18 protein-coding genes are annotated in these 19990 nt (G+C 60.5%); 8 read left to right on the top strand and 10 right to left on the bottom strand.

What is annotated here, in order from left to right:
- Window positions 1-33: 33 nt before the first annotated feature.
- The 4 genes from LGH74_RS19335 to LGH74_RS19350 form a co-directional block, all read right to left on the bottom strand.
- Window positions 34-1203 (bottom strand): FAD-dependent oxidoreductase, encoded by a 1170-nt coding sequence (locus tag LGH74_RS19335; protein WP_226178239.1) that lies wholly within the window; start codon window positions 1201-1203, stop codon window positions 34-36.
- 34 nt (window positions 1204-1237) lie between these two features.
- The gene (locus tag LGH74_RS19340) at window positions 1238-1993 is read right to left on the bottom strand and encodes a helix-turn-helix domain-containing protein (protein WP_226178241.1); all 756 of its coding nucleotides are present in this window, start codon (window positions 1991-1993) and stop codon (window positions 1238-1240) included.
- Between the two features lie 181 nt (window positions 1994-2174).
- Window positions 2175-3656 (bottom strand): MFS transporter, encoded by a 1482-nt coding sequence (locus tag LGH74_RS19345; protein ID WP_226178243.1) that lies wholly within the window; start codon window positions 3654-3656, stop codon window positions 2175-2177.
- 140 nt (window positions 3657-3796) lie between these two features.
- Complete coding sequence (locus tag LGH74_RS19350; protein WP_226178245.1) at window positions 3797-4222, bottom strand: IS1/IS1595 family N-terminal zinc-binding domain-containing protein; 426 nt, start codon at window positions 4220-4222, stop codon at window positions 3797-3799.
- A 391-nt stretch (window positions 4223-4613) separates the two neighbouring features.
- Here LGH74_RS19350 and LGH74_RS19355 point away from each other — a divergent pair, with 391 nt between their 5' ends.
- Together LGH74_RS19355 and LGH74_RS19360 are read left to right on the top strand one after the other, a co-directional pair.
- Entirely contained in the window at window positions 4614-4898 is a 285-nt protein-coding gene (locus LGH74_RS19355) for a hypothetical protein (protein WP_226178251.1), read from the top strand.
- A 45-nt stretch (window positions 4899-4943) separates the two neighbouring features.
- Window positions 4944-6431: a phytoene desaturase family protein gene (locus LGH74_RS19360; RefSeq protein WP_226178255.1), complete on the top strand. Its 1488-nt coding sequence runs from the start codon at window positions 4944-4946 to the stop codon at window positions 6429-6431.
- 33 nt (window positions 6432-6464) lie between these two features.
- Here LGH74_RS19360 and LGH74_RS19365 read toward each other — a convergent pair whose 3' ends face one another.
- Genes LGH74_RS19365 through LGH74_RS19375 form a run of 3 tightly spaced genes read right to left on the bottom strand, consistent with a single transcriptional unit; the run spans window position 6465 to window position 9408 of the window.
- Window positions 6465-7400 (bottom strand): M28 family peptidase, encoded by a 936-nt coding sequence (locus LGH74_RS19365; RefSeq protein WP_226178264.1) that lies wholly within the window; start codon window positions 7398-7400, stop codon window positions 6465-6467.
- 41 nt (window positions 7401-7441) lie between these two features.
- Window positions 7442-8371 (bottom strand): diacylglycerol kinase catalytic domain-containing protein, encoded by a 930-nt coding sequence (locus LGH74_RS19370; protein ID WP_226178266.1) that lies wholly within the window; start codon window positions 8369-8371, stop codon window positions 7442-7444.
- On the bottom strand, window positions 8368-9408 hold the full coding sequence (locus LGH74_RS19375) for an SPFH domain-containing protein (protein WP_226178267.1): 1041 nt from the start codon (window positions 9406-9408) through the stop codon (window positions 8368-8370). The genes LGH74_RS19370 and LGH74_RS19375 overlap by 4 nt, the downstream gene beginning before the upstream one ends.
- A 146-nt stretch (window positions 9409-9554) precedes the next feature.
- Here LGH74_RS19375 and LGH74_RS19380 point away from each other — a divergent pair, with 146 nt between their 5' ends.
- Window positions 9555-10085 (top strand): hypothetical protein, encoded by a 531-nt coding sequence (locus tag LGH74_RS19380; RefSeq protein WP_226178269.1) that lies wholly within the window; start codon window positions 9555-9557, stop codon window positions 10083-10085.
- Between the two features lie 46 nt (window positions 10086-10131).
- Window positions 10132-11058 carry a flavin reductase family protein gene (locus LGH74_RS19385; RefSeq protein ID WP_226178271.1) on the top strand — a complete coding sequence of 309 codons (927 nt, stop codon included), beginning with the start codon at window positions 10132-10134 and terminating at the stop codon, window positions 11056-11058.
- 210 nt (window positions 11059-11268) lie between these two features.
- On the opposite strand, the gene LGH74_RS19390 is transcribed toward LGH74_RS19385, so the two are convergent.
- From LGH74_RS19390 to tsaE, 3 genes are all read right to left on the bottom strand, one after another.
- Entirely contained in the window at window positions 11269-12117 is an 849-nt protein-coding gene (locus LGH74_RS19390; protein ID WP_226178273.1) for a GNAT family N-acetyltransferase, read from the bottom strand.
- Window positions 12118-12252: 135 nt separating this feature from the next.
- Window positions 12253-13479: an alanine dehydrogenase gene (locus LGH74_RS19395; RefSeq protein ID WP_226178275.1), complete on the bottom strand. Its 1227-nt coding sequence runs from the start codon at window positions 13477-13479 to the stop codon at window positions 12253-12255.
- 93 nt (window positions 13480-13572) lie between these two features.
- Window positions 13573-14007 carry a tRNA (adenosine(37)-N6)-threonylcarbamoyltransferase complex ATPase subunit type 1 TsaE gene (gene tsaE, locus LGH74_RS19400; protein WP_226178279.1) on the bottom strand — a complete coding sequence of 145 codons (435 nt, stop codon included), beginning with the start codon at window positions 14005-14007 and terminating at the stop codon, window positions 13573-13575.
- Window positions 14008-14277: 270 nt separating this feature from the next.
- On the opposite strand from tsaE, the gene LGH74_RS19405 reads away from it, so the two are divergent.
- The 4 genes from LGH74_RS19405 to LGH74_RS19420 all read left to right on the top strand — a co-directional run bounded on the left by LGH74_RS19405 (window position 14278) and on the right by LGH74_RS19420 (window position 19858).
- Window positions 14278-14709 carry a MarR family winged helix-turn-helix transcriptional regulator gene (locus LGH74_RS19405; RefSeq protein WP_226178281.1) on the top strand — a complete coding sequence of 144 codons (432 nt, stop codon included), beginning with the start codon at window positions 14278-14280 and terminating at the stop codon, window positions 14707-14709.
- Window positions 14710-14989: 280 nt separating this feature from the next.
- Window positions 14990-17509 (top strand): TonB-dependent receptor domain-containing protein, encoded by a 2520-nt coding sequence (locus tag LGH74_RS19410; RefSeq protein WP_226178282.1) that lies wholly within the window; start codon window positions 14990-14992, stop codon window positions 17507-17509.
- A gap of 327 nt (window positions 17510-17836) precedes the next feature.
- A complete protein-coding gene (locus tag LGH74_RS19415; RefSeq protein WP_226178284.1) occupies window positions 17837-19207 on the top strand; it encodes a sigma 54-interacting transcriptional regulator in 1371 nt (456 codons plus the stop codon).
- A gap of 129 nt (window positions 19208-19336) precedes the next feature.
- Window positions 19337-19858 carry a hypothetical protein gene (locus LGH74_RS19420; protein WP_226178286.1) on the top strand — a complete coding sequence of 174 codons (522 nt, stop codon included), beginning with the start codon at window positions 19337-19339 and terminating at the stop codon, window positions 19856-19858.
- Window positions 19859-19990: the final 132 nt, after the last annotated feature.

Raw genomic sequence — 19990 nt, forward strand, 5'->3', positions numbered from 1 at the left:
GCAACTCACCCTAGTCCGCGCCCCGCCTGGCCCCTACTCCACTGCGCTACCCATCACCTGCCCTATCCAGGCCAGCGCCCCGGGCGAGTGCAGCTGCTCCATCGACTCTATCGACATCCGGGCGGCTTCCGCTGCCCGCTGGCGCATGGCAGTTTCGTAGTGGCCAATAGCCTGGCGGATGCTGGAAAAACCCGGGCTGGTCAGGCAATTACTCAGCTCCAGCGCGTCGAGCATAGCCATGTTCACGCCTTCGCCGGCGTAGGGTGGCATCAGGTGGGCCGCGTCGCCGAGCAGAGTTATACTAAGCTGAGCGTCCCAGTGCTGGTCGAGGGGCATGCAGTACTGCGGGCGCGGTACGAAGTACACCGCTTCGGGCGCGGTGAACAGCTCGCGCCAGATAGGACTCCAGCCGGCAAAATCCTGCGCAAACCAAGCCGCCACGTGCTGCGGGTCCTCGAAGTTGATGCCACTGGCGCGCACCCAGGTTTCGGTACTGCGCTGGCAGGTGTAGAACGAGAGGCTGCCGTCGCCCTTGGCACTAAGAATAATGGACTGGTCACCATCAAGGGCAAATACCTTCCCACCCCGAACCAGAGCCCATAGGTTGGGTGCGTGCTGGGCCGCGTCGTACACGTTGCCTTCCACCACGGTAAAACCCGTAAAAAACGGGGGCAGCGGCGTTACCAGGGGCCGCACTTTCGAGTTGGCGCCATCGGCCCCAATAACCAAATCGGCGTAAGCGGTGGTACCGTTGCTCAGGTGCAGCTGCCAGCCGTCGGCCACGGGCTCCAGCGTACGCAGCTGGCAGTTCCAGACGATGGTATGGGGCTGGAGCGAATCAATCAGCAGGTCGCGCAGCGGGCCCCGGTCAATTTCAGGACGAAAGTGGGCATCACCGAAGCCGGGCGAACTGGTTTCCTGGTGCTGGTCGAACACGATGGTAGCCTGGCCATCGGTGAGCCGCAGCTTGTCGGCCCCGGGGCGGTAGAGGGCCGTAAAGGCGCTCAGCAGCCCGGCCGCGCGCAGGGCCCGTAGGCCGGATTCGTCGTGCAAATCGAGGGTGGCGCCCTGCTGGCGGGCGTGGCGGTCGGCGTCGCGCTCATAGATGGTCACGTCGGCGCCGTGCTGCTGCAGCAGGCGGGCCAGGGTCAGGCCGCCGGGGCCGCCGCCGATGATGGCCGTTTTTTTACCGGTAAGAAGCATTGTCTTGCGTAGTTTGTTGATTACGAAGACAAAGCTAGAGAGCGGGCCAGGCGGAAAATTGTATAAATCGGTCGTCCTCGTTGCGGGCCAAGTCTTTGGGCCGGACGCCGGCAAACTTGCGCACTTCCCGGATGAAGTGGGCCTGGTCGGCAAAGGCCTGCTCGGGAAATAGCCGCCCCGCCTTGAGCTGCGGAAACGAGGCCCGAAACCGCAGAATGGCGCAGTATGTTTTCAGCGACAATCCAAAATACTCCTGAAAGTAGCGGTTGATCTGTCGGCTGCTCCAACCTGCACCGGCGGCCAGCTCGTGTACCGGCAATGCGCCCTCGGTGGCGTAGAGCAGCTCGAAAAGCCGCTGCCGGCGCGCGTCGATGGCCGGACTAAGCAGCTTAGGCAACTCGGTGCTTAGCCGGGCGCAGAAATGGTCGAAACTGGTCAGATCAGCCGGCGTGATGCCCCAAAAATTGGCAGGCAGCGGGCGGGCACTATTCAGAATATCGGCCACGCGGGTGTGCAGCAGGTACTCGGCCCCCAGCAGGCGCAAACTCACGGCGTAGATGACCGTTTCGGCCGCCAGAATGGTGTGCTCGGCCTGGGTACCCAGGCCCATGAGCATCACTTGCAGGGGCTCCGTTGGGGAATACGAAAACAGCACATCAATCCGGCCGTCGGGCAGCAGCAGGATGGGCTTATCAACTACGGCCCCGGTTTGCAGCCGCCAGAAGCTCTCGACAATCGATGCCAGGTCGGCCTCGGGTTGCCGGGTTTCATAGTCCAGGTCGGGAGTCATTTTTGGGCAGGGTGCTTCCACGTGCAATGGTAGCTATTTCTGTGCTGTCCTCCTGAGCAGCGCGAAGGACTTTCTCCACCTACCCCAGGCCGATTCTTGCCAACGCTTATCACTCAGGTGAGGAAGGTCCTTCGCGCTGCTTAGGAGGACAGTTCCTATTGCAATCAGCAACTGGCCCGCCTCAGTCCATAATCCGTACGTTGCGCACGTCCTTCATGTATTTCATGCCGACCACAAAGCAAATCAGGGCAATAACGACCGGATAGACCAAGCCGAGTAGGCTGCTGTGGGCTTTGAGGAACGTGCCGTCGGGCTGGGTGGCGGCCCACACCGAAATCCAGGTGGCGACCAGCGGCACGAAGCCCCCGAATACGCCGTTGCCGATGTGGTAGGGTACCGACAGGGACGTGTAGCGCACCTTGGTCGGGAATAGCTCCACCAGGTAAGCCGCAATAGGTCCGTACACCATCGTAACGAACAAAACCAGGCAAAACGTGAGGGCAATAATGGCCGGCAGGTTCGGGTCCAGCGCCTTCATGACGGCGGGCACCACTTTGCCGGCGGCATCCACGGTGGCAGGTGTGACTTCGGTGATGGGGCCGGCAAAGGCCTTGATGCCGTAGAAGAGCGGCACCGTGAAGAGCGCCCCGCAGAGCATACCGGTCATGATGATGCGCTTGCGCCCGATGCGGTCCGACAAGCTGCCGAAGTACACGAACAGCGGCGTGGCCAGCAGCATGGCCACCACCAGCACGATGCTGGCGTCCACGAGGTCCATTTTCAGGGTATTCTGCATAAAGGAATAGGCCTGAAACTGGCTGGTGTAGAAAATAACGCCCTGCCCCATCGTCACGCCAAACAGGGCCACGAGCACGAGGCGGCGGTTTACGGGGTTCATAAAAGAGTCGCGCAGGGGACTAGTGCTGGTTTTGCCCTCGGCCTTAGCCTTGGCAAACAGCGGCGACTCGTGCAGCTTGAGCCGGATGTAGTAGGAAGCCACCACCAGCAGGGCCGAGAGCAGAAACGGCACCCGCCAGCCCCACTCCCGGAAGGCCACTTCGCCCGTGAGCTTGCGGGTGATGACAATGACCAGAATACTCAGAATCAGGCCGCCGGTGGCCGTAATCTGAATAAAGCTGGTGAAGTAGCCGCGCCGCTTGTCGGGGGCGTGCTCGGCTACGTAGGTGGCAGCCCCACCGTATTCGCCGCCCAGGGCCAGGCCCTGCAGCAGGCGCAGCACCAGCACGATGAGTGGCGCGGCCAGCCCGATTTTGTCGTAGCTTGGAATCAGGCCCGTAACAACGGTGGAGCCGCCCATGATGAGCAGGGTGAGCAGAAACGTGTATTTGCGCCCGATCATGTCGCCGATGCGGCCGAAGAACAGCGCCCCAAACGGCCGCACCACGAAGCCCGCGCCAAACACGGCCAGCATGCCCAGCAGGGTTTCCTCGGGCTTGCCAGCCGAGCCGAACAGCACCGGCCCGATGATGGCCGCCAACGAGCCGAAAATGTAGAAATCGTACCACTCAATGACCGTACCCACCGACGAGGCCGTGATGACCTGCCAGATCTTGCCGGTTTCGACGGCGTTGTTGTCGTGGGCTACCGGGGCATCTTCGGCGGCGGGAGTTTCGGAGCTAGGCGTAGCGAGGCCGGGTGCCATAAACGGGGAATTGGTGGAGTGAGCCGGCCGGCCGAAACGGCGGCGCGGGAAAGAACCAGGATTGTTAGCCGGTCACAATGGCCGAAGCTGCGCTTAAGTAAAGCGAAAAATCCGGTTCCCGCTGCCTGCTCCCTCCTGCTTCAGCTTTTTTTGCCGCTCGGGCCTTCCCAGCGCAGCAGCAGAAATTTGTCGCCGGCCTCGGTGACCAGCGTGCCGCCGGCCAGGTTTTCGGGCTGCTGGAAGTAAGTCTGCACTTCCTCGCGGCTCAGCACCTGGCTGGTGGGTCGGGCCTCACTTTGGCGCGGGGCACTCACGGCGTACTTTTTCACCCAGTTCATCACGCTCACGTGGCTCACGCCCAGCAGCCGCTCAATTTCGCGGTAGCTCACGCCCTCCAGGTAGAGCTGCAGGGCCTTCACCACGTAGTAGGTATTGACTTCTCTGCCTATCTTGGCCACCGAGAAATGGTAGCCGCAGTGCTTGCACTTGTAGCGCTGCCGCCCCCCGACGACCCCACTTTTGGCCGCATCTTTCGAAGAGCATTTGGGGCATATGGGTTGGTCCATTATTTCTATTTTAAGCAATGAGAGGCTATAAACTATACCTGTTTAGCATTTCTATACTCTATTTAGCAGGACTGCGTTGCCTTATTTCACAGGCTTTATTATGAAGAAAGTCCGCGGCGGCAAACGCCACCTGAGAATGTTACGACGTACCAGCACAACCCCGGGGGAGTTGAGTCTCACCAGGCTGCAGACCTGGCTGCATCAGCACAATAAGCTAGGGCTGGGTATTTGGCACTGGCACCACCGCCAGCCTCCGCGTGCAGTTCGCCAGTTAGCCGTGCAGCACCTGCTCACAACCTTTTTTGCCTGGCAACCTATACTGGCGACGCTGAACGAGCCGGCCTGTTCTGCGGTCTGGGTTGTTGAGCCCGAGTTTGCTCACAGTTCGCAAGTGGTCGTCGCAATACAGGAGCCAAACGAGAACTTCCAACAATGGCTCGGAGAACCCAAAGCCGCCGGCCCGCCCCTGCCGCCCGAGTACCAGGAGCTACCCGGCGCCGACCGCCTCATCTGGACCACGCATGCCTGGGAAGTGCTGCACGAGGACTGTGACTACCCCGACGGTTGGCCCAATTATCTACTCCGCTTTCCTCACCATGATTACCAATCGGAAGGCCGCACTTTTCTGGTTGTGCAAACCGGGTGGGCTTGGGTGGGCCAGCTGCCCGCCGCCTAAAATCTTAACAACAGCATTCCATCCAGCAGCCTATTTTCTTTCCTAATGCGCAATACTGAGTACGATGCGGTGGTAGTGGGCTCAGGTCCGAATGGGCTGGCGGCGGCTATTGTGCTGCAACAGGCCGGGCTGCAGGTGCTGCTGCTCGAAGGCAAAAAGGAACTGGGTGGTGGCCTGCGCACGACCGAGCTGACGCTGCCCGGCTTCCGCCACGACGTGTGCTCGGCCATTCACCCACTGGCGGCCGGCTCGCCCTTTTTCCAGATCCTGCCGCTGGCCCAATACGGCCTCGAGTACATTACGCCGCCCATAGCCGCCGCCCACCCCTTCGACGATGGCACGGCGGCCACGGTGACCGGCTCCCTGGCCGAGACGGCCCGCCGCCTGGGCGCTGATGGCCCGGCCTACCAGCAACTGCTCGAACCGCTGGTGGCGGCCTGGCCCGGCATCGTGAATGACGTGCTGGCTCCGCTGCAGCTACCGAAACATCCGCTGGACATGGCCCGCTTTGGCTTGTCGGCCTTGCAACCCGCCACCTGGCTCACCAGCCGTTTCCAGACCAAAGAAGCCCGGGGACTATTTGCCGGCATGGCTGCCCACGCTATTCAGCCGCTAGCCAACCTGACGACCTCGGCCATTGGTCTGGTATTGCTGATTGCAGCCCACCGCAAGGGCTGGCCGTTGCCCAAAGGCGGCTCCCAAAGCATTGCCGATGCGCTGGCCGCGCACTTCGTGGCCCTGGGCGGCCGAATCGAAACCGGCACTTTCGTGAAAAGCCTGGCGGAGCTGCCTTCGGCCCGAGCGGTACTGTTCGACATTACGCCGGCCCAGCTGCTGCGTGTTGCCGGCCACAGCTTATCGACGGTGTACCAGTGGCAGCTGCGGCGCTACCGCTACGGCATGGGCGTTTTTAAGGTCGACTGGGCGCTGGATGGGCCCGTACCCTTTGCGGCGGCAGAGTGTGCGCAGGCCGGCACGGTGCATCTGGGCGGGACGCTGGAGGAAATTGCGGCCGGCGAAAAAGCGGCGGCGCGGGGCCTGCACCCCGAAAAGCCGTTTGTGCTATTGGCCCAGCAAAGCCTGTTTGACTCTACCCGTGCCCCAGCCGGCAAGCACACGGCCTGGGCTTATTGCCACGTTCCCAACGGCTCGCGCCACGACATGACTGAGGCCATTGAGCGGCAGGTGGAGCGGTTTGCACCGGGTTTCCGGGAGCGAATCCTGGGGCGCCACACCTTCGACACGGCCCAGCTCGAAGCTTACAACCCCAACTACGTGGGCGGCGACATCAACGGCGGCCTGCTCGACGTGAGCCAGCTTTTTACCCGGCCGGCCCTGCGGGCTTCGCCCTACCGCACCTCCCAGCCGGGCTTGTATCTGTGCTCGTCGGCCACGCCGCCCGGGGGCGGGGTACACGGCATGTGCGGCTACCATGCCGCCAGCCGGGCCCTGCGCGACATTTTCGGGCTGCGGCCTACGCCCCTGTACCAAGAAGTGACGGGGCCGTCGGCTTTGGCGTCTTTGCGGCGTTAGCCAGGCAGTAGAGCGGGTTGCGCGAGGCTGAAGTTACAGCGCCAGAATCGTAGCCAGCACAGCATCTACGGCTAGGGCCAGGCGGCGCATATCCAGACGGTCGAGGGTGTCGGTGGGCTCGTGGTAGTGCTTGTTGCGGTAGAAGGCCGTGTCGGTGAGCAGCACGGCCGGATAGTCGAACTGCCAATAGTTGAGGTGGTCGGAAAAGTCGATACCGGGCAGCCAGGCCGGGGCCTTGAAGCGCCGTACCGGTAGGGCCGCCGTGGCTTTGTAGCGGCGGGCAAACTGCCGGCCGAAGCGGCCGTTGCCGAATTTCTGGGCTACCGTCACGTAGTTCCCCCGGCTGCCATACACCAGCTTCAGCGGCCCCAGGGGGTAGTCTTGGCTGTTTTTCCGGTCGTCGTAGTAGCCCAGCGTTTCCAGGGCCACCATGCCTTTTACCTCAGTTTTAGCGTCGTGTAGCGACTTGGCATGCATGTAGCTGCCCATACTTTTGGTGCGAAAAAACGGCGGCTCTTCCAGGGTGTAGGCCACCAGTTCTACCCGATACGGCAACGTCGGCTGCTGGCCCAGCAGCCGCGCCAGCTCCAACAGCGCGGCCACGCCGGTACCGTTGTCGTCGGCGCCGGGCTGCTCGCCGCACACGTCGTAGTGGGCCCCGATGATGAGGCGTGGGCCGGTTTCGGGGCCGAAGGAGCCGATAACGTTGCGGTAGGTGATGCCCTGCACCTGATAGGGCTGCTCGCCGAGGTGGGCCCCAGCGGTCTGCAGCTGCTGCCCGATGTAGTCGGCAGCCTGGTTGAGGCTGGCCAGGTGGCGGTAGTTACGCGGCTCGGGCGTAGTAGTGAGGGCCAGCAGGTGCTGGCGCAGGCGCAGGGTATCGGTCGTGGCCGGCGCTGAGGCGGCCACGGCGCTGCGGCCGGGCAGCGCCAGCAGGAAGACCAGTAACGTAGAGACGATTTTTGGCATAAACAGCAACATATTCAGGCTACTTCCGCAACCACTCCGGCCTACCCTCGCTCCACCAGCCGGGCTTTTTCCGGAGCCACGCCGATGGTGGCAATAGCGCCGGAATTGAAGTGCAGAAAGTCGGTTTCCACGCCATCAGAGAAGATGACGCCGTTGGTGGGCATAAACGACTCGATGATGAGCGGCTCCTCTTCGTCGAGGATGCCGGCGGCAAGGCTGGCCTGGGTGCGCTTGCTCAAGAAGGCTTCGCGCACCACAAACATCAGCTCCGTTTCGGCAAAGGCCGGCTGAGTCAGCGGCAGTTCGCCCGGGTCGAGAAACTGGCTCATACCGGCCGTCATGTTGAAAATGGAACTGAGCCAGCCCGTCGCGCCCGACTTGGTGGAGACGATGATGCCCGACGAGGAGTGGTTTTCCTCCTCACCCTGGTAGCCGATGCGGTAGCGGGCCGACACGTGCGAAGCAGCCCCGATAAACAGGTCGTTGAAGGCCAGCAGCCGCTGCCCGTCGTTGAGGCGGGCTTCGGCCAGGGAAGCTTCGCGGGCGTGGTAGCGGCCGGCCACCACGCGCTGCACGACGGGCAGAAAATCGTGGGGCGTGAAAGGAAGTAAAACCCCGTCGTAGCGCTCCTGGTCGGGATTAACGGCAATAATGGGAATGCCGCCCACGTACTTGGCCGTGTTGGCCACCAGCCCATCCTGGCCCACCACTACCACCAGTTGCTGCGGGTTGAAGAGAAACGAGGGCAGAAACGCCCGCTCCACTACCTTGTTTTTGATAACGGATGAGAGGCGGCGCTGCACCAGGGAAAACGACTCCTGGAACCGGGCATTTTCCTCCTCATACTCGGCAAACTCACCGCCCAAGCTTTCGATGTAGAACTGCGCCTGGCCCTTGGTATTAAACCGCTCGACGAGCTGCTCCAACCGGGTTTTGTTGCGCACCAGGATGGCGTAATCAATACCACTCATCGTCTGTTCTGCGGGTTTTGGGGCCGCTCGGGCGCGTCATTCACCAGGGAGTCGAGCAGGTCGGGTGAAATGTTGAGGTTGCCGATTTTGGAGGCGTTTTCGGCCAGCTCGCGGAAGGCCAGGGCAATGTTGAACTTGGGGTCGGGGTTGTTGCTCAGGGCTACCAGCAGCTTCCAGTCCATGTCTTTGTAGGGCCGCAGGGTGGTTTCGAGCACGTAGCCGCGGGTATCGGCCTCGCGGCGCTGGTTTTCGGCGTTCTGCTCAATCAGCATCTTGCGCTGCTCTTCCACGGCAATGTCGGCCTGCACCTTCATTTCGCGCAGCTGCCGGGTGCTGGCCGCCCGCTGCATCTCGCCCTCAATCTTCTTCTCGGCAATCTGCTTGTTTTTTTCCTCCACCGCAATTTCGGTGTTCAGCTCACTTTCCTTGATTTTGCGCTCCTGCTCCACGGCAAAGTTGCGGCGCTCAAAAATGGCCTGATCGGCTTCCTGCTGCAGCTTTTCGCGGGTTTCGGTTTCCAGGGCCCGGCCCATTTCGGGTGTGGCTTTCACGGCCAGAATGTTCACGCCCAGCACCTCGATGCCCAGCAGCCCCACGGCCTTCGACGCGGCCAGTCCCTCCACAATGTTGACCTCAATGGCCTTGGCCGCCCGCATGGCGTCTTTCAGCGTGAGGCTCTGCACGAAGGTGGCCGTAGCGGTCTGGGCCTCGTTGATGATGCGCTGGTGGAGCTTTTCCAGGTCGTTTTTCTTGTACACGCCCCGGCTATCCACGGTGAAGTCGAGCACCTCGGCCAGCTGCTTGGGGTTGCCGGCCTTGTAGGTTATCTGGCCCTGAATCGAGACGGTCTGGTAGTCGTGGGTGGTTTCGTTGAAGATGAAGGGCAAGTCATTGCTGCCCATCGGAATGGCCACAATGGAGCTGTTGGGGCCGAAATAATAGAACGACAACCCCCGCCCTTCCTTCACAATCCGGCCATTCTTGTAGTGAATGGCGTAGGTCATCGAATCGAACTTGATATGGTTTATTCCGAACATAGCGGCGGGGTGAAGAGGTTGGCGCGACGGTAAAAGTATCCATAGTTCTGAATACTGCCCACGGGCCGGCCTCACTTCCTCACCCGAAACGAATCCGGCGCTGCATCTTTGGGCTTTGCTGCACCCTACTGCTGACTCCTGATCTTATGCCTGCTTTTTCGCGGCGGCTTTACCGCCCCTGGTTTTTCACGTTGCTGCTGGGGCTGGCATTGGTGCTGCTGGAGCTCGAAACAGGTGCCTGGCTTTGTCCGCCGGTTCTGGTCGTGGCCGGGCTGGGGTTGCCCATCAGCCTGTTGCTGACCTTTCTGGGTTCGGGCCGCCTACAGCGGCTGGCCCGCTCCGTTGCTATTGCGTTGGGGTTGGCAATTCTGGCTTTTCCCGTCGTCAGCCACTGGCAGCAGCAGGTTTCGCAGCGCCGGGCTGCCGGACTTATCCGGGCCCTGGGCGCGTTTCACACCGCCCAGCACGCCTATCCCGATTCACTTGAACAATTGGTGCCGGCCTATTTGCCGCAGTTGCCCCGCACCGGCTACAGCCTGCTGAGCCGAACTCCGTTTGCCTATATCCCGCCCCGCCTGACGCAGAATGTCACCGTCTATGGGCTGGGCTACGGACAGGGCTTTTTCGTGGAGGCCAGCTATAGCAGCAAAACCGGCCGGTGGCACTACGACGATTAAATCAGCGTAAACTCTGAACTTCGCCCGCCAAACCCAGCCCCGCGCCATGCCCACTACGCCCACCGCCCCGTTCCGCACCATCGACCCCGCCCTGATTAAGCCCAGCGAGCTGCACCCGTTTCTGGTGGGAGCTGTAGCGCCGCGGCCGGTGGCCTTTGCCAGCACCATCTCGGCCGATGGCAGCGTGAACCTGAGCCCTTACAGCTTCTTCAACTGTTTCGGCTCCAACCCGCCGATTCTGGTGTTTTCGCCCGCCAACCGGGTGCGCGACAACTCCCAAAAGCACACGCTGCAAAACGTGCGTGAGGTGTCCGAAGTCGTGATTCACATCTGCGACTACGCTATGGTTGAGCAAATGTCATTGGCCAGCACCGAGTATGCAAAGGGCGTGAATGAGTTCGTCAAGGCTGGTTTTACCGAAGTGCCGAGCCAGCGCGTGCGGCCCCCGCGCGTGGCCGAAGCTCCCGCCGCCTTCGAGTGCGTGGTCGAGCAAATCATTGAGCTGGGGCAAAACAACGGGGCCGGCAACCTGATTATCTGCCGCGTCGTGCTGGCCCATTTCCGCGAGGACATCGTGCTGCCCAGCGGCACCGGCATCGACCCGTTCAAGCTCGACGCCATTGCCCGCCTCGGCGGCGACTGGTACTCCCGTGCTTCGGGCAGCAGTTTGTTTGAAGTGCCCAAGCCCAACCGCAACATGGGCATCGGCTACGACCAGCTCCCCGAGCATCTGCGCACTTCCGACCTGCTCACCGGCAACAATCTGGGCCGCCTCGGCAACATCGAGCGCGAAGCCCTGCCCACGCCCGCGCAGGTAGCCGAATTCCGCCAGGAGCCGCTGGTAGCCTACACCCTGAACAAATACCGCGAAACGCCGGCCGAACTGAAAAAGCAGCTGACGCTGCTGGGCCAGCAGTTTCTGGAGGAAGGCAAGCTGCTCGACGCCTGGAAAGTGCTGCTGCTGGCCGAGTAAGCCTTCAGGACAACAAACAGGAAAGCGCGTCAAAAAAAGTTTTGACGCGCTTTCCAAAAAACTGATGACAGGGATTTAGGTCAGGTCTTACGAATTCTATTCCAGTAAACTATTAGTGCTATTCCCACTGCTACCGAGCCGAATATTTTAAGCATCCCAAACCAATTGACATGAACCTCTATTATTTCCATATAAATATAAATGACCTAGTTAGCTGATTCTCCATTCCATTTCAAATAATGACAAGTCCAGCGGCTCCCACCCGGCGGCTTGCAGAAAGCTGTAGCCCGGCCCCTGGGTTACCATTGGCATCATCAGCGGCGGCCCGGAAAAAGCGGATTCCATGGCCTGCAGGAGCCGGCGGCCCCAGCCCTGCCGCCGGTACGCCCGGGCCACAATTATCGTCAGCACCAACGTCCGCTCAGCCTCGGGGCGCAGCAGTACAAAGGCCTTATCATCGAGCGAAAATGCCCGCGTAGGTGCCGAGGCAGCCATCAGCGACTCCGCCGCAAACATCCAGGGCAAATTAGGCTTCCCTTCCCGAGCCACTAAGTAAGCCACTTGCAGCGGGTCGACTTCGGTGAGTGGAGCGGCATTTTCTACCGCGCCCGGCACGCGCCGAAACGTGAACAGCTCCCGGGTATTCTGAAAACCCAGTCGCTCGTAGAGCCGCCGGGCCCGCTCGTTGGGCACAAATACTTCCAGCAGCATGCTCCGGTCGTGGCGGGCTTGGGCTTCGTCGAGGGCCGCTTGCAGCATCTGCTGGCCGTAGCGTTTGCCCCGGGCTTCAATCACCAGGCCCATAGCTGCTACCCGGCTTGTGTAGCCCCGCCGGGCCATGAGCACCAGCCCCACCAGTTTCCCATCCGCAAACCACAGCTTGCTGGCCTGCGCGTCGAGATGCTCACTGCGAAAGCGCCGCTCAAAGGTTTCGGGCGTGAACACCAGCGGCACGAAATACTCCTCGAAGGAGCGGTTCATAGCCGTGGTTACCTCGGCCGAGGCGAAGTCGAGGATGGGACGGGCCGTGAGCAGTGTGGAGTTGGGAGCAGAATTCATAGAAATAGAATAAAAGGAGCTTTGAAGCCACTAAAAAAGCAAAAAGCCCGCACCGAAGCGCAGGCTTTTCAGATTTGAGCACAGCCACAAAATCCGACGACTCCGGAAAATCCGCCGTAATCTGTGGTTCAGAACCTAATTCCGTACGGCAATCATCAGCCCCAGCTCCTTATAGCGCATGTTGAATTTCTTGGCAATCGAAGCGTTGGTCAACGAGCCTTTGTAGACGTACACGCCGGAGCGGAAATGCTCGTTGGTAAACAACACCTCGTTGATGCCCCCGTGCTGGCTGATTTCCTGCAAAATGGGTGTGAAGATGTTGCTCAGGGCATTGGTGGCGGTGCGCGGCACGCGCGAGGCAATGTTGGGCACGCAGTAGTGCACCACGTCGTACTTGCGGAATACGGGCTTGCTGTGGCTGGTCATTTCCGAGGTTTCGAAGCAGCCGCCCTGGTCAATGCTCACGTCGATAATCACCGACCCGGGCGCCATGCTGGCTACCACGCTTTCGGGCACCATAAACGGAATCCTGCCTTCCTCGGCATTCAGAGCGCCAATAACCACGTCGGCCCGGCGGATCTGCTGGTTGAGCACGAATGTGTCGAGCGTGCTGGTATAGAGCGTGGTGCCCAGGTTTTGCTTGAGGCGACGCAGCTTATACAAATGGTTGTCGAACACCTTCACCTCGGCGCCCAGCCCGGTGGCGGCGCGGGCGGCGTACTCGGCCACGGTGCCCGCGCCCAGAATAACCACCTGCGACGGGGGCACGCCCGTAATGCCGCCCAGAATCACCCCTTTGCCCTCGTTGGAACGGGCCAGGTACTCGGCTGCTACCAGCATGACGGTAGAGCCCGCAATTTCGCTCATGGCCCGCACCACCGGCTTGGCCCCTGAGGGGTCCTTGATCAGCTCGAAGCTGATGGCATTCACCTTCTTGCGCAGAATGGCCGAAATGTAGTCCGACGTGAGGGAGCCGAACTGCAGGGCCGAAATCAGGGTCTGGTTGGCCTTCAGATAGTCGATTTCCTCGTGGGTGGGCGGAGCCACTTTCAGAATGATGTCGGCTTCGTATACTTCCTTGGCTGAATAGGCAATGGTGGCCCCGGCCTCGGAGTAGTCGTGGTCGGAATACTTGCTGGGCTCCCCGGCCCCGCTTTCCATCACCACTTCGTGGCCCTCATTCACGAGGTGCTTCACGGCTTCGGGCGTCAGGCAGATGCGGTTTTCCTGCAGCGAGGTTTCCCGGGGCAGACCAATAAACAGCTTGCGCTTGCGCGTTTCCACGGCCAGCATGGATTCCTGCGTGTAGAAAGCGCGGCTCGTGGCCAGCGACTCAAATCCGGGAGGTATTGCTTCGGGCATCTGTTTTCAATTAAGAAGTAAGAATCATGAGTTATGAATTGCAAGCCCCTCTTCCCACTAGTGCTACCATGAACAGCGGGCGGAGCTTACTTCTTAATTCTCAATTCTTAATTCCCTAGAAGTGGGTCCAGTAACGGTGAGCGTGACGAGCAGCCGGTCGGGGGGTAAAAGCGCCGCAACGCGGCTCGGCCACTCTATCAGGCAAAGATAGCCAGAATCGAAGTACTCGAGCGCACCAATGTTGACGGCCTCCTGCGGGTCGTCGAGGCGGTAGAAATCGAAGTGGTAGATGGGCTGGTCGCGGGCGTCGCGGTACTCGTTGACGAGGGCAAACGTGGGGCTGCTCACGTCGTCTAGCACGCCCATCGTGGCGCACAGGGCTTTGATGAGTGTGGTTTTACCCGCGCCCATTTCACCTTCAAACTCGACGATGGTGCGGCCCGAAGCAGCCACGGCGGCATGAAGCCGGGTGGCGGCGGCGGGCAGCTCGGCCAAACTGGCAACCGGAATAGTGAGAGGCAACTGCATCCGGCAAATGTCGGCAGATTTGGCGTTTTACCACGCTTGCCCGGCAAAGTGGCGGCGGAACATTTTTGGTAGTGCCCGGAAAGCAGCTTGCATAAGAAGGCGCCCGGCGGAGCATGTAGCGCACTGTGCCCCGCCGAAGCAGTTCCCGGCTCGATACACGGGAAGCGGGGCCGGCACCACTATTCTACCGACTCAGCACAAAATATCCGTTGGGCAGGCATCCTTCATGACATATCATGCATCTATTAGATACTGCTGGTCTACCTCGCTATGCTTTCCAACATTCTCTTTTACTCGCTCGACAAAGCCATCAAGCAGTATCGGCGCTTTGCCCAGGCCAACATTGACCGGGCCGGCATTGCCATTACCATCGACCAGTGGCTGGTGCTGCGCGTGATTCTGGAAACCGACGACCTGACCCAAACCGAAATCGGGGACCGGGTTTTCAAAGACCAGGCCTCGGTGGCCCGCATCATCCGGCTGCTCACCCAGCGCGGCCTGCTGGTGGCCGAGGCCCTGCCCCACGATGGGCGCCGCACCCAGCTACGCGTGACGGAGGAAGGGCAGCGCATTCTTGATGCCGTGCACCCCATTGTGCTCAGCAACCGCGCTGTGGCCCTACAGGGACTTTCGGCGGCTGATACGGCCCTGCTGCAACAGCTGCTGGAGCAGATTTATTTGAACTGCACCCCTCCTTCCTGAGGTGTTGTCAACGGTTGCTGCCACATAATTCTACTGAAAATACAAAATAAAGCAACCGCCTTTTTTGAATATACGAAATCGTTCGTATGTTTACTACGAAGAAATTCGTATCAAACTCTGCCCTTGTCCGTCGGCCGCGGACCGGTGGTGGGCCAGCCGAGCCGCTTGGCGGCTTTCGGCACCTTTTTGCCGTCTGTTTCCGGCTGGCTCTGCGGCACTTTGTTGCGCTGGCCGGCCGGAAACCAGCCTTCCTTAGCCATACACCCCACACTTTTCGCGTATGAAAACCTCTTTACCCGACCGGCCGCTGCGCCGGCCTGCCCTGCTCCTGCTGCTCTTCGGCTGGCTACTGAGCACGCCGGCCGGGGCTCAGACCCGCGCCACTGTAACCGGCCAGCTGACAACCAGCACCGGCGCGCCCCTCGACTTTGCCACCGTAACGCTGCACCGCGCCGCCGATTCGACGGTAGTGAAATCAGAGTTCAGCGACGAGAAAGGCACGTTCCGCTTCGAGCAGACGGCCGGGGGTAGCTACTTGGTTTCGGCGGCGCAGGTGGGTTTTGTGCGCACCTGGAGCAAGTCCTTTACTGTGGGCGCCGAAACGGTGGCTTTGCCGGTGCTGGCCCTGCCCAAAAGTGGGGCTACTACCCTGAAAGAAGTGACCGTAGTAGGCCAAAAGCCGCTTTTTGAGAGAGAAGCCGACCGCACCATCGTGAATGTGGAGGGCTCGACGCTGGCCGCTGGCAATACCTCGCTCGACGTGCTGAGCCGCTCGCCGGGGGTGACGGTAGACGGCAGCGACAACATCGGGCTGCGGGGCCGGCAGGGCGTGCTGGTGCTCATCGACGGCAAGCGCCAGCCCATGACGGGCACCGAGTTGGCCGACTATCTGCGGGCGTTGCCGGCCGAGCAGCTCAAAAGCATCGAGCTGATAACCAACCCGCCGGCCAAGTACGAGGCCCAGGGCAGCGCGGGTATCATTGCCATCAACCTGAAAAAGGACCAGCGCGTGGGCACCAACGGCACACTGAGCAGCAGCTACGGCCGGGGCCGCTTCGGCAAGTTCAGCTCGGGCCTGACGCTGAACCACCGTACCCCAAAAACCAACACCTTCGGCTCCTACACCTACGCCAACCGCCGCAACTACGGCGCGCTGACCATTCACCGCGACTTTTATCGGCCTCTCGACCAGGGCAAAGTATACGACGGCAGCACCGACCAGGACAACTACAGCATCGGCCACAACCAGTCGCACAGCTGGAAGGCGGGTCTCGACTACACCCTTTCGGAGCGCACGGTGCTGGGCTTTACCCTGAACGGCCTGCAAACCCGCAGCGTACAGGAAGGCACCAACCTGACCACGCTGCTGGATGCCGACGGCCAACCCCTGCGCGGCTACAACTCGACCAACGACCGGGACGCGGAGTTTCCTAACGTGGCCGGTAACGTGAACTTCAAGCACACTTTTCCGGATTCGGTGGGCAACCGGGAGCTGACCGCCGACGCCGACTATGCCCGCTACGACACGCGCCGCCTGCAGTTTCTGAACACCTTCCGCGACCGGGAGCCAGTAGAGCTGTTCGACCGGCTTAATGGCGACCAGGAAGGCCTGCTCACGATTCAGTCGCTGAAAGCCGACTACGTGCACCCGCTCAGCAAGCAGACGCGCCTGGACCTGGGTGGCAAGGTAAGCTGGGTGCATTCCGACAACGACGTGGAGTTTACGGTGCCGGACCGGGATGCTACCACCGGCCAGCCTGACCTGAGCCGGCTGGTGCGGGACCCACGCCGCTCCAACCGCTTCCGCTACGACGAGAACATCAACGCGGGCTACATCAACTTCAACCACACGCTGCCCAAATGGACGCTGCAGGCAGGCCTGCGCGGCGAGCAGACCAAGGGTGTGGGCCGGCAGGACGAGGTGCAATACTCGGACAGCGCCAACTTCACCCGCAACTATTTCCAGCTCTTTCCCAGCGCGGCCGTGAAGCACACCTTCACTGATAAACACGAAACGTCGGTGTCGCTGAGCCGGCGCATCGACCGGCCGGGCTACGGGCAGCTCAACCCGTTTCGCTCCTATATTGATGCCACCACCTTCGGAGCCGGCAACCCCGAGTTGCGGCCCCAGACCAGCTATAACGTAGAGCTAACCCACACCTACCGGCAGAAATACAGCCTGGGCGTGAGCTACAGCCGCACCGACGACCCCATTGTGGGCACGGTGCAGCCCACCAGCGCCACGAGCCGGGTGGTGGTGTCCACGAGCCAGAACCTGGGCACCCAGCACTACTACGCCCTCACGCTGACGGCCCCGGTGGAGCTGGCCAAGTGGTGGAATGTGTACAACAACGGCGTGCTCTACTACAACCGCTACGTGGGCAGCATTGCGGGCACCACCCTGGGCAGCCGCAATGCCCGCCCGGCCTTCAACCTGAGTAGCAACAGCACCTTCACGTTTGGCAAAGGCTGGAGCGCCGACCTGAACGCCGAATACCAGTCGCGGGAGCTAGATGCCTTCTTCAATACTAGGCCGCGTAGCCAGGTGGCTTTCGGTGTCCAGAAAAGCCTCTGGGAGCGGAAAGGCAACTTGAAGCTCAACGTAACGGACGCCTTCTACACGGGCGCTATCCGGGCCACTTCCAGCTACGACAACTACGTGGAGCGCTTCTACCAGCGCGGCGACTTCCGGGTGGTCACGCTGGCCTTTACCTACCGCTTCGGCAACGACAAGCTGGCCCCAGCCCGACGGCGCAGCGGCGGGGCCGAGGACGAGAAGCGCCGGGCCGGCGGCGCGTAGCCGTCTGCTCGTTTATTACCCCACGGCTCCGCTTTTCGCAAGGCAGAGCCGTTTTTTTTAATCCTAAATATCTGTTGCACAACTCTTTTACCAGACTCATCAGGAGCACACCACATATATATGTTATACTATATTAAAACCCAGTGTCGTATCTTCCTTATCCAACGCCTCTTCCCCTACCTTTTGGGTTTGCGGGCTGGCTCAGCTTAGTAAGTAAGCCAGTCTGCGGGCCCACAAGACCTTTTCCGCCCTATTGCAAAGTCCATTGGCGGAACTTCCTGCCAGTGCTGGTCCGGCCCGGTTGCGTGCCGCTACACCACCTTTGCCATGGCTGAATTCACTGTATGGTACAAGCCCTTTACTAGTCAGCACGCGCGGCTGCTGGACATACTGGGGGCGCTGGAGCAGGCCGGCCTGGCGCTGCAGGCCGTGCATATGGGCGACACCCCCAGCGGGGCGGGCATCATCTTTCTGGATCAGCAGGCTTCTCTGGACGACATCCGGGAAACGCTGGAAGCCTTCACGCTCTACGCCGATACCAAAATCATTGCCGTGGCCGTGGGGCTGCTGCCCACCACCAGCACCTGGGAGTTGCTGCGCGGCGGGGTGGCCGAAGTTTTTTCGTGGTTTGAGGTCGAGAAGCCGGTCCAGATCGTGCTGTCGCGCCTGCACTACTGGCAGCGGCTGGAAGAGCATGTGGCGTATCTGCAGCAGCGCATGGTGGGCAACAGCCGGTGCTGGGTGAACACGCTGCGCCAGATTGTGGATATGGCCCTGAGTAACTGCCAGGTGCTGGTGATGGGCGAAAGTGGCACCGGCAAGGAGCTGGTGGCCCAGGAAATTCATCAGCTCGACCCCCGCCCCGACAAGCGCGACTGTGTGGTGGTCGACTGCACCAATCTGATTCCGGGCTTGTCGGGTTCCGAGCTGTTTGGCCACGAGAAAGGCGCGTTTACCAACGCTATCAGCACCCGCGACGGGGCCCTGGCCTTGGCCCACGAAGGCACCTTGTTTCTGGATGAGCTGGGTGAGCTGCCACTGCCCCTGCAGGCCGAGCTGCTGCGGGCCCTGCAGGAAGGTACCTACAAGCGCGTGGGTAGCAATACCTGGCGCAAGGCCCGCTTCCGGCTGGTGAGTGCCACCAACCGCGACCTGCTGGCCGAGGTGCACAAAGGCACATTTCGCCAGGACTTATACTACCGCATTTCGGGCTGGACGTGCCAGCTGCCGCCCCTGCGCGAGCGGAAAGAGGACATTGTGGTGCTGGCCGAGCACTTCTTCCGCCAGCAGCACCACATCCGCCAGCCCGTGGACCGGCAGGTGTACGACTTTCTGCTGCTGCGTGACTACCCCGGCAACGTGCGCGAACTGCAGCAGCTCATCACCCGCATTGCCAACAAGCACCTCGGCGAGGGCCCCATCACCATCGGCGACATTCCGCGCTCCGACTGGCCCGACTTTGCCCGCCTCGGCCCCACCCTGCAGGGCAACGACCTGGAAGCCGGCGTGAAAGGCCTGCTTTACCAGGGTCTGGGCCTCAAAGAAATAAAGGACCAGGTGACCGAAATAGCCAAAAAAGTGGCCATTACCCACGAAAACGGCAACCTGAAGCTGGCCGCCCACCGCCTGGGCTGCAGCGAGAGAATCCTGCAGATGCACCGGCGCGGCGAGCCGGAACTGACGGTGCAGCAGGGATGAGAGTGTTGTATGGGCTTAAGCTGAACCGCTGTGAGAGCCACAATCACCTGACGACAACTATATTGCCGACTGCTACTTCGTACTAAAAGCAGCGCGGCAAACAACGGAGCCGTTGCAAAATATCAAATCATGAAACTTGCGGAACCTGTAGATATTGATCTGCTCGATTTTATTAAGAATGGCAGGTTTGACTACATTCTGTTAGGCAAAACGAAAGAATGGATAATCAATAATTTCCCCGACCCTGATGACATTGACCATAACTGCTACCAAGATCCTATTTGGCGCTACGGGAACATCGAATTTCATTTCCATGAAGACGAAACGTTATCATCAATTTATTCCGACTACATCGACACGTTGAGCGGCGGAGACAGTCTACGACTGGAGAAATGGATATTTAACGAGTCGCAAAAGCTGACAATCGAAACAGCTGTACGTCATTTAATTAAAGAGAGAATAGCCTTTAAACTGGAATATGGGAGTCTTTCGGATGGCTATACCACAGCAGCCGTAAGAATCATCAAAAGCCAAGTAAAACTAAGCTTCGCACTTCCTGAAAGGGAAGAAGATTACGAAGAATACTTAGCACGATGCAAGAGCGAAGACAGTAACTCATTTCGGCTTTTTGCTTTCAGCCTGGGGATTTAACAAATTGATTACCAATGTACGCGAGGTGCTGCGACTCCGCTTTGCTTCGCTCAGCATGACGTTTTAATTGACTCACTTATTAACCAATTCAAACCACCCCAGCAGTGCTTTCTTGTGTTGTTGGGGTGGTTT

It is taken from the genome of Hymenobacter lucidus (genome assembly GCF_020447265.1).
In the GTDB taxonomy this organism is placed as follows: domain Bacteria; phylum Bacteroidota; class Bacteroidia; order Cytophagales; family Hymenobacteraceae; genus Hymenobacter; species Hymenobacter lucidus.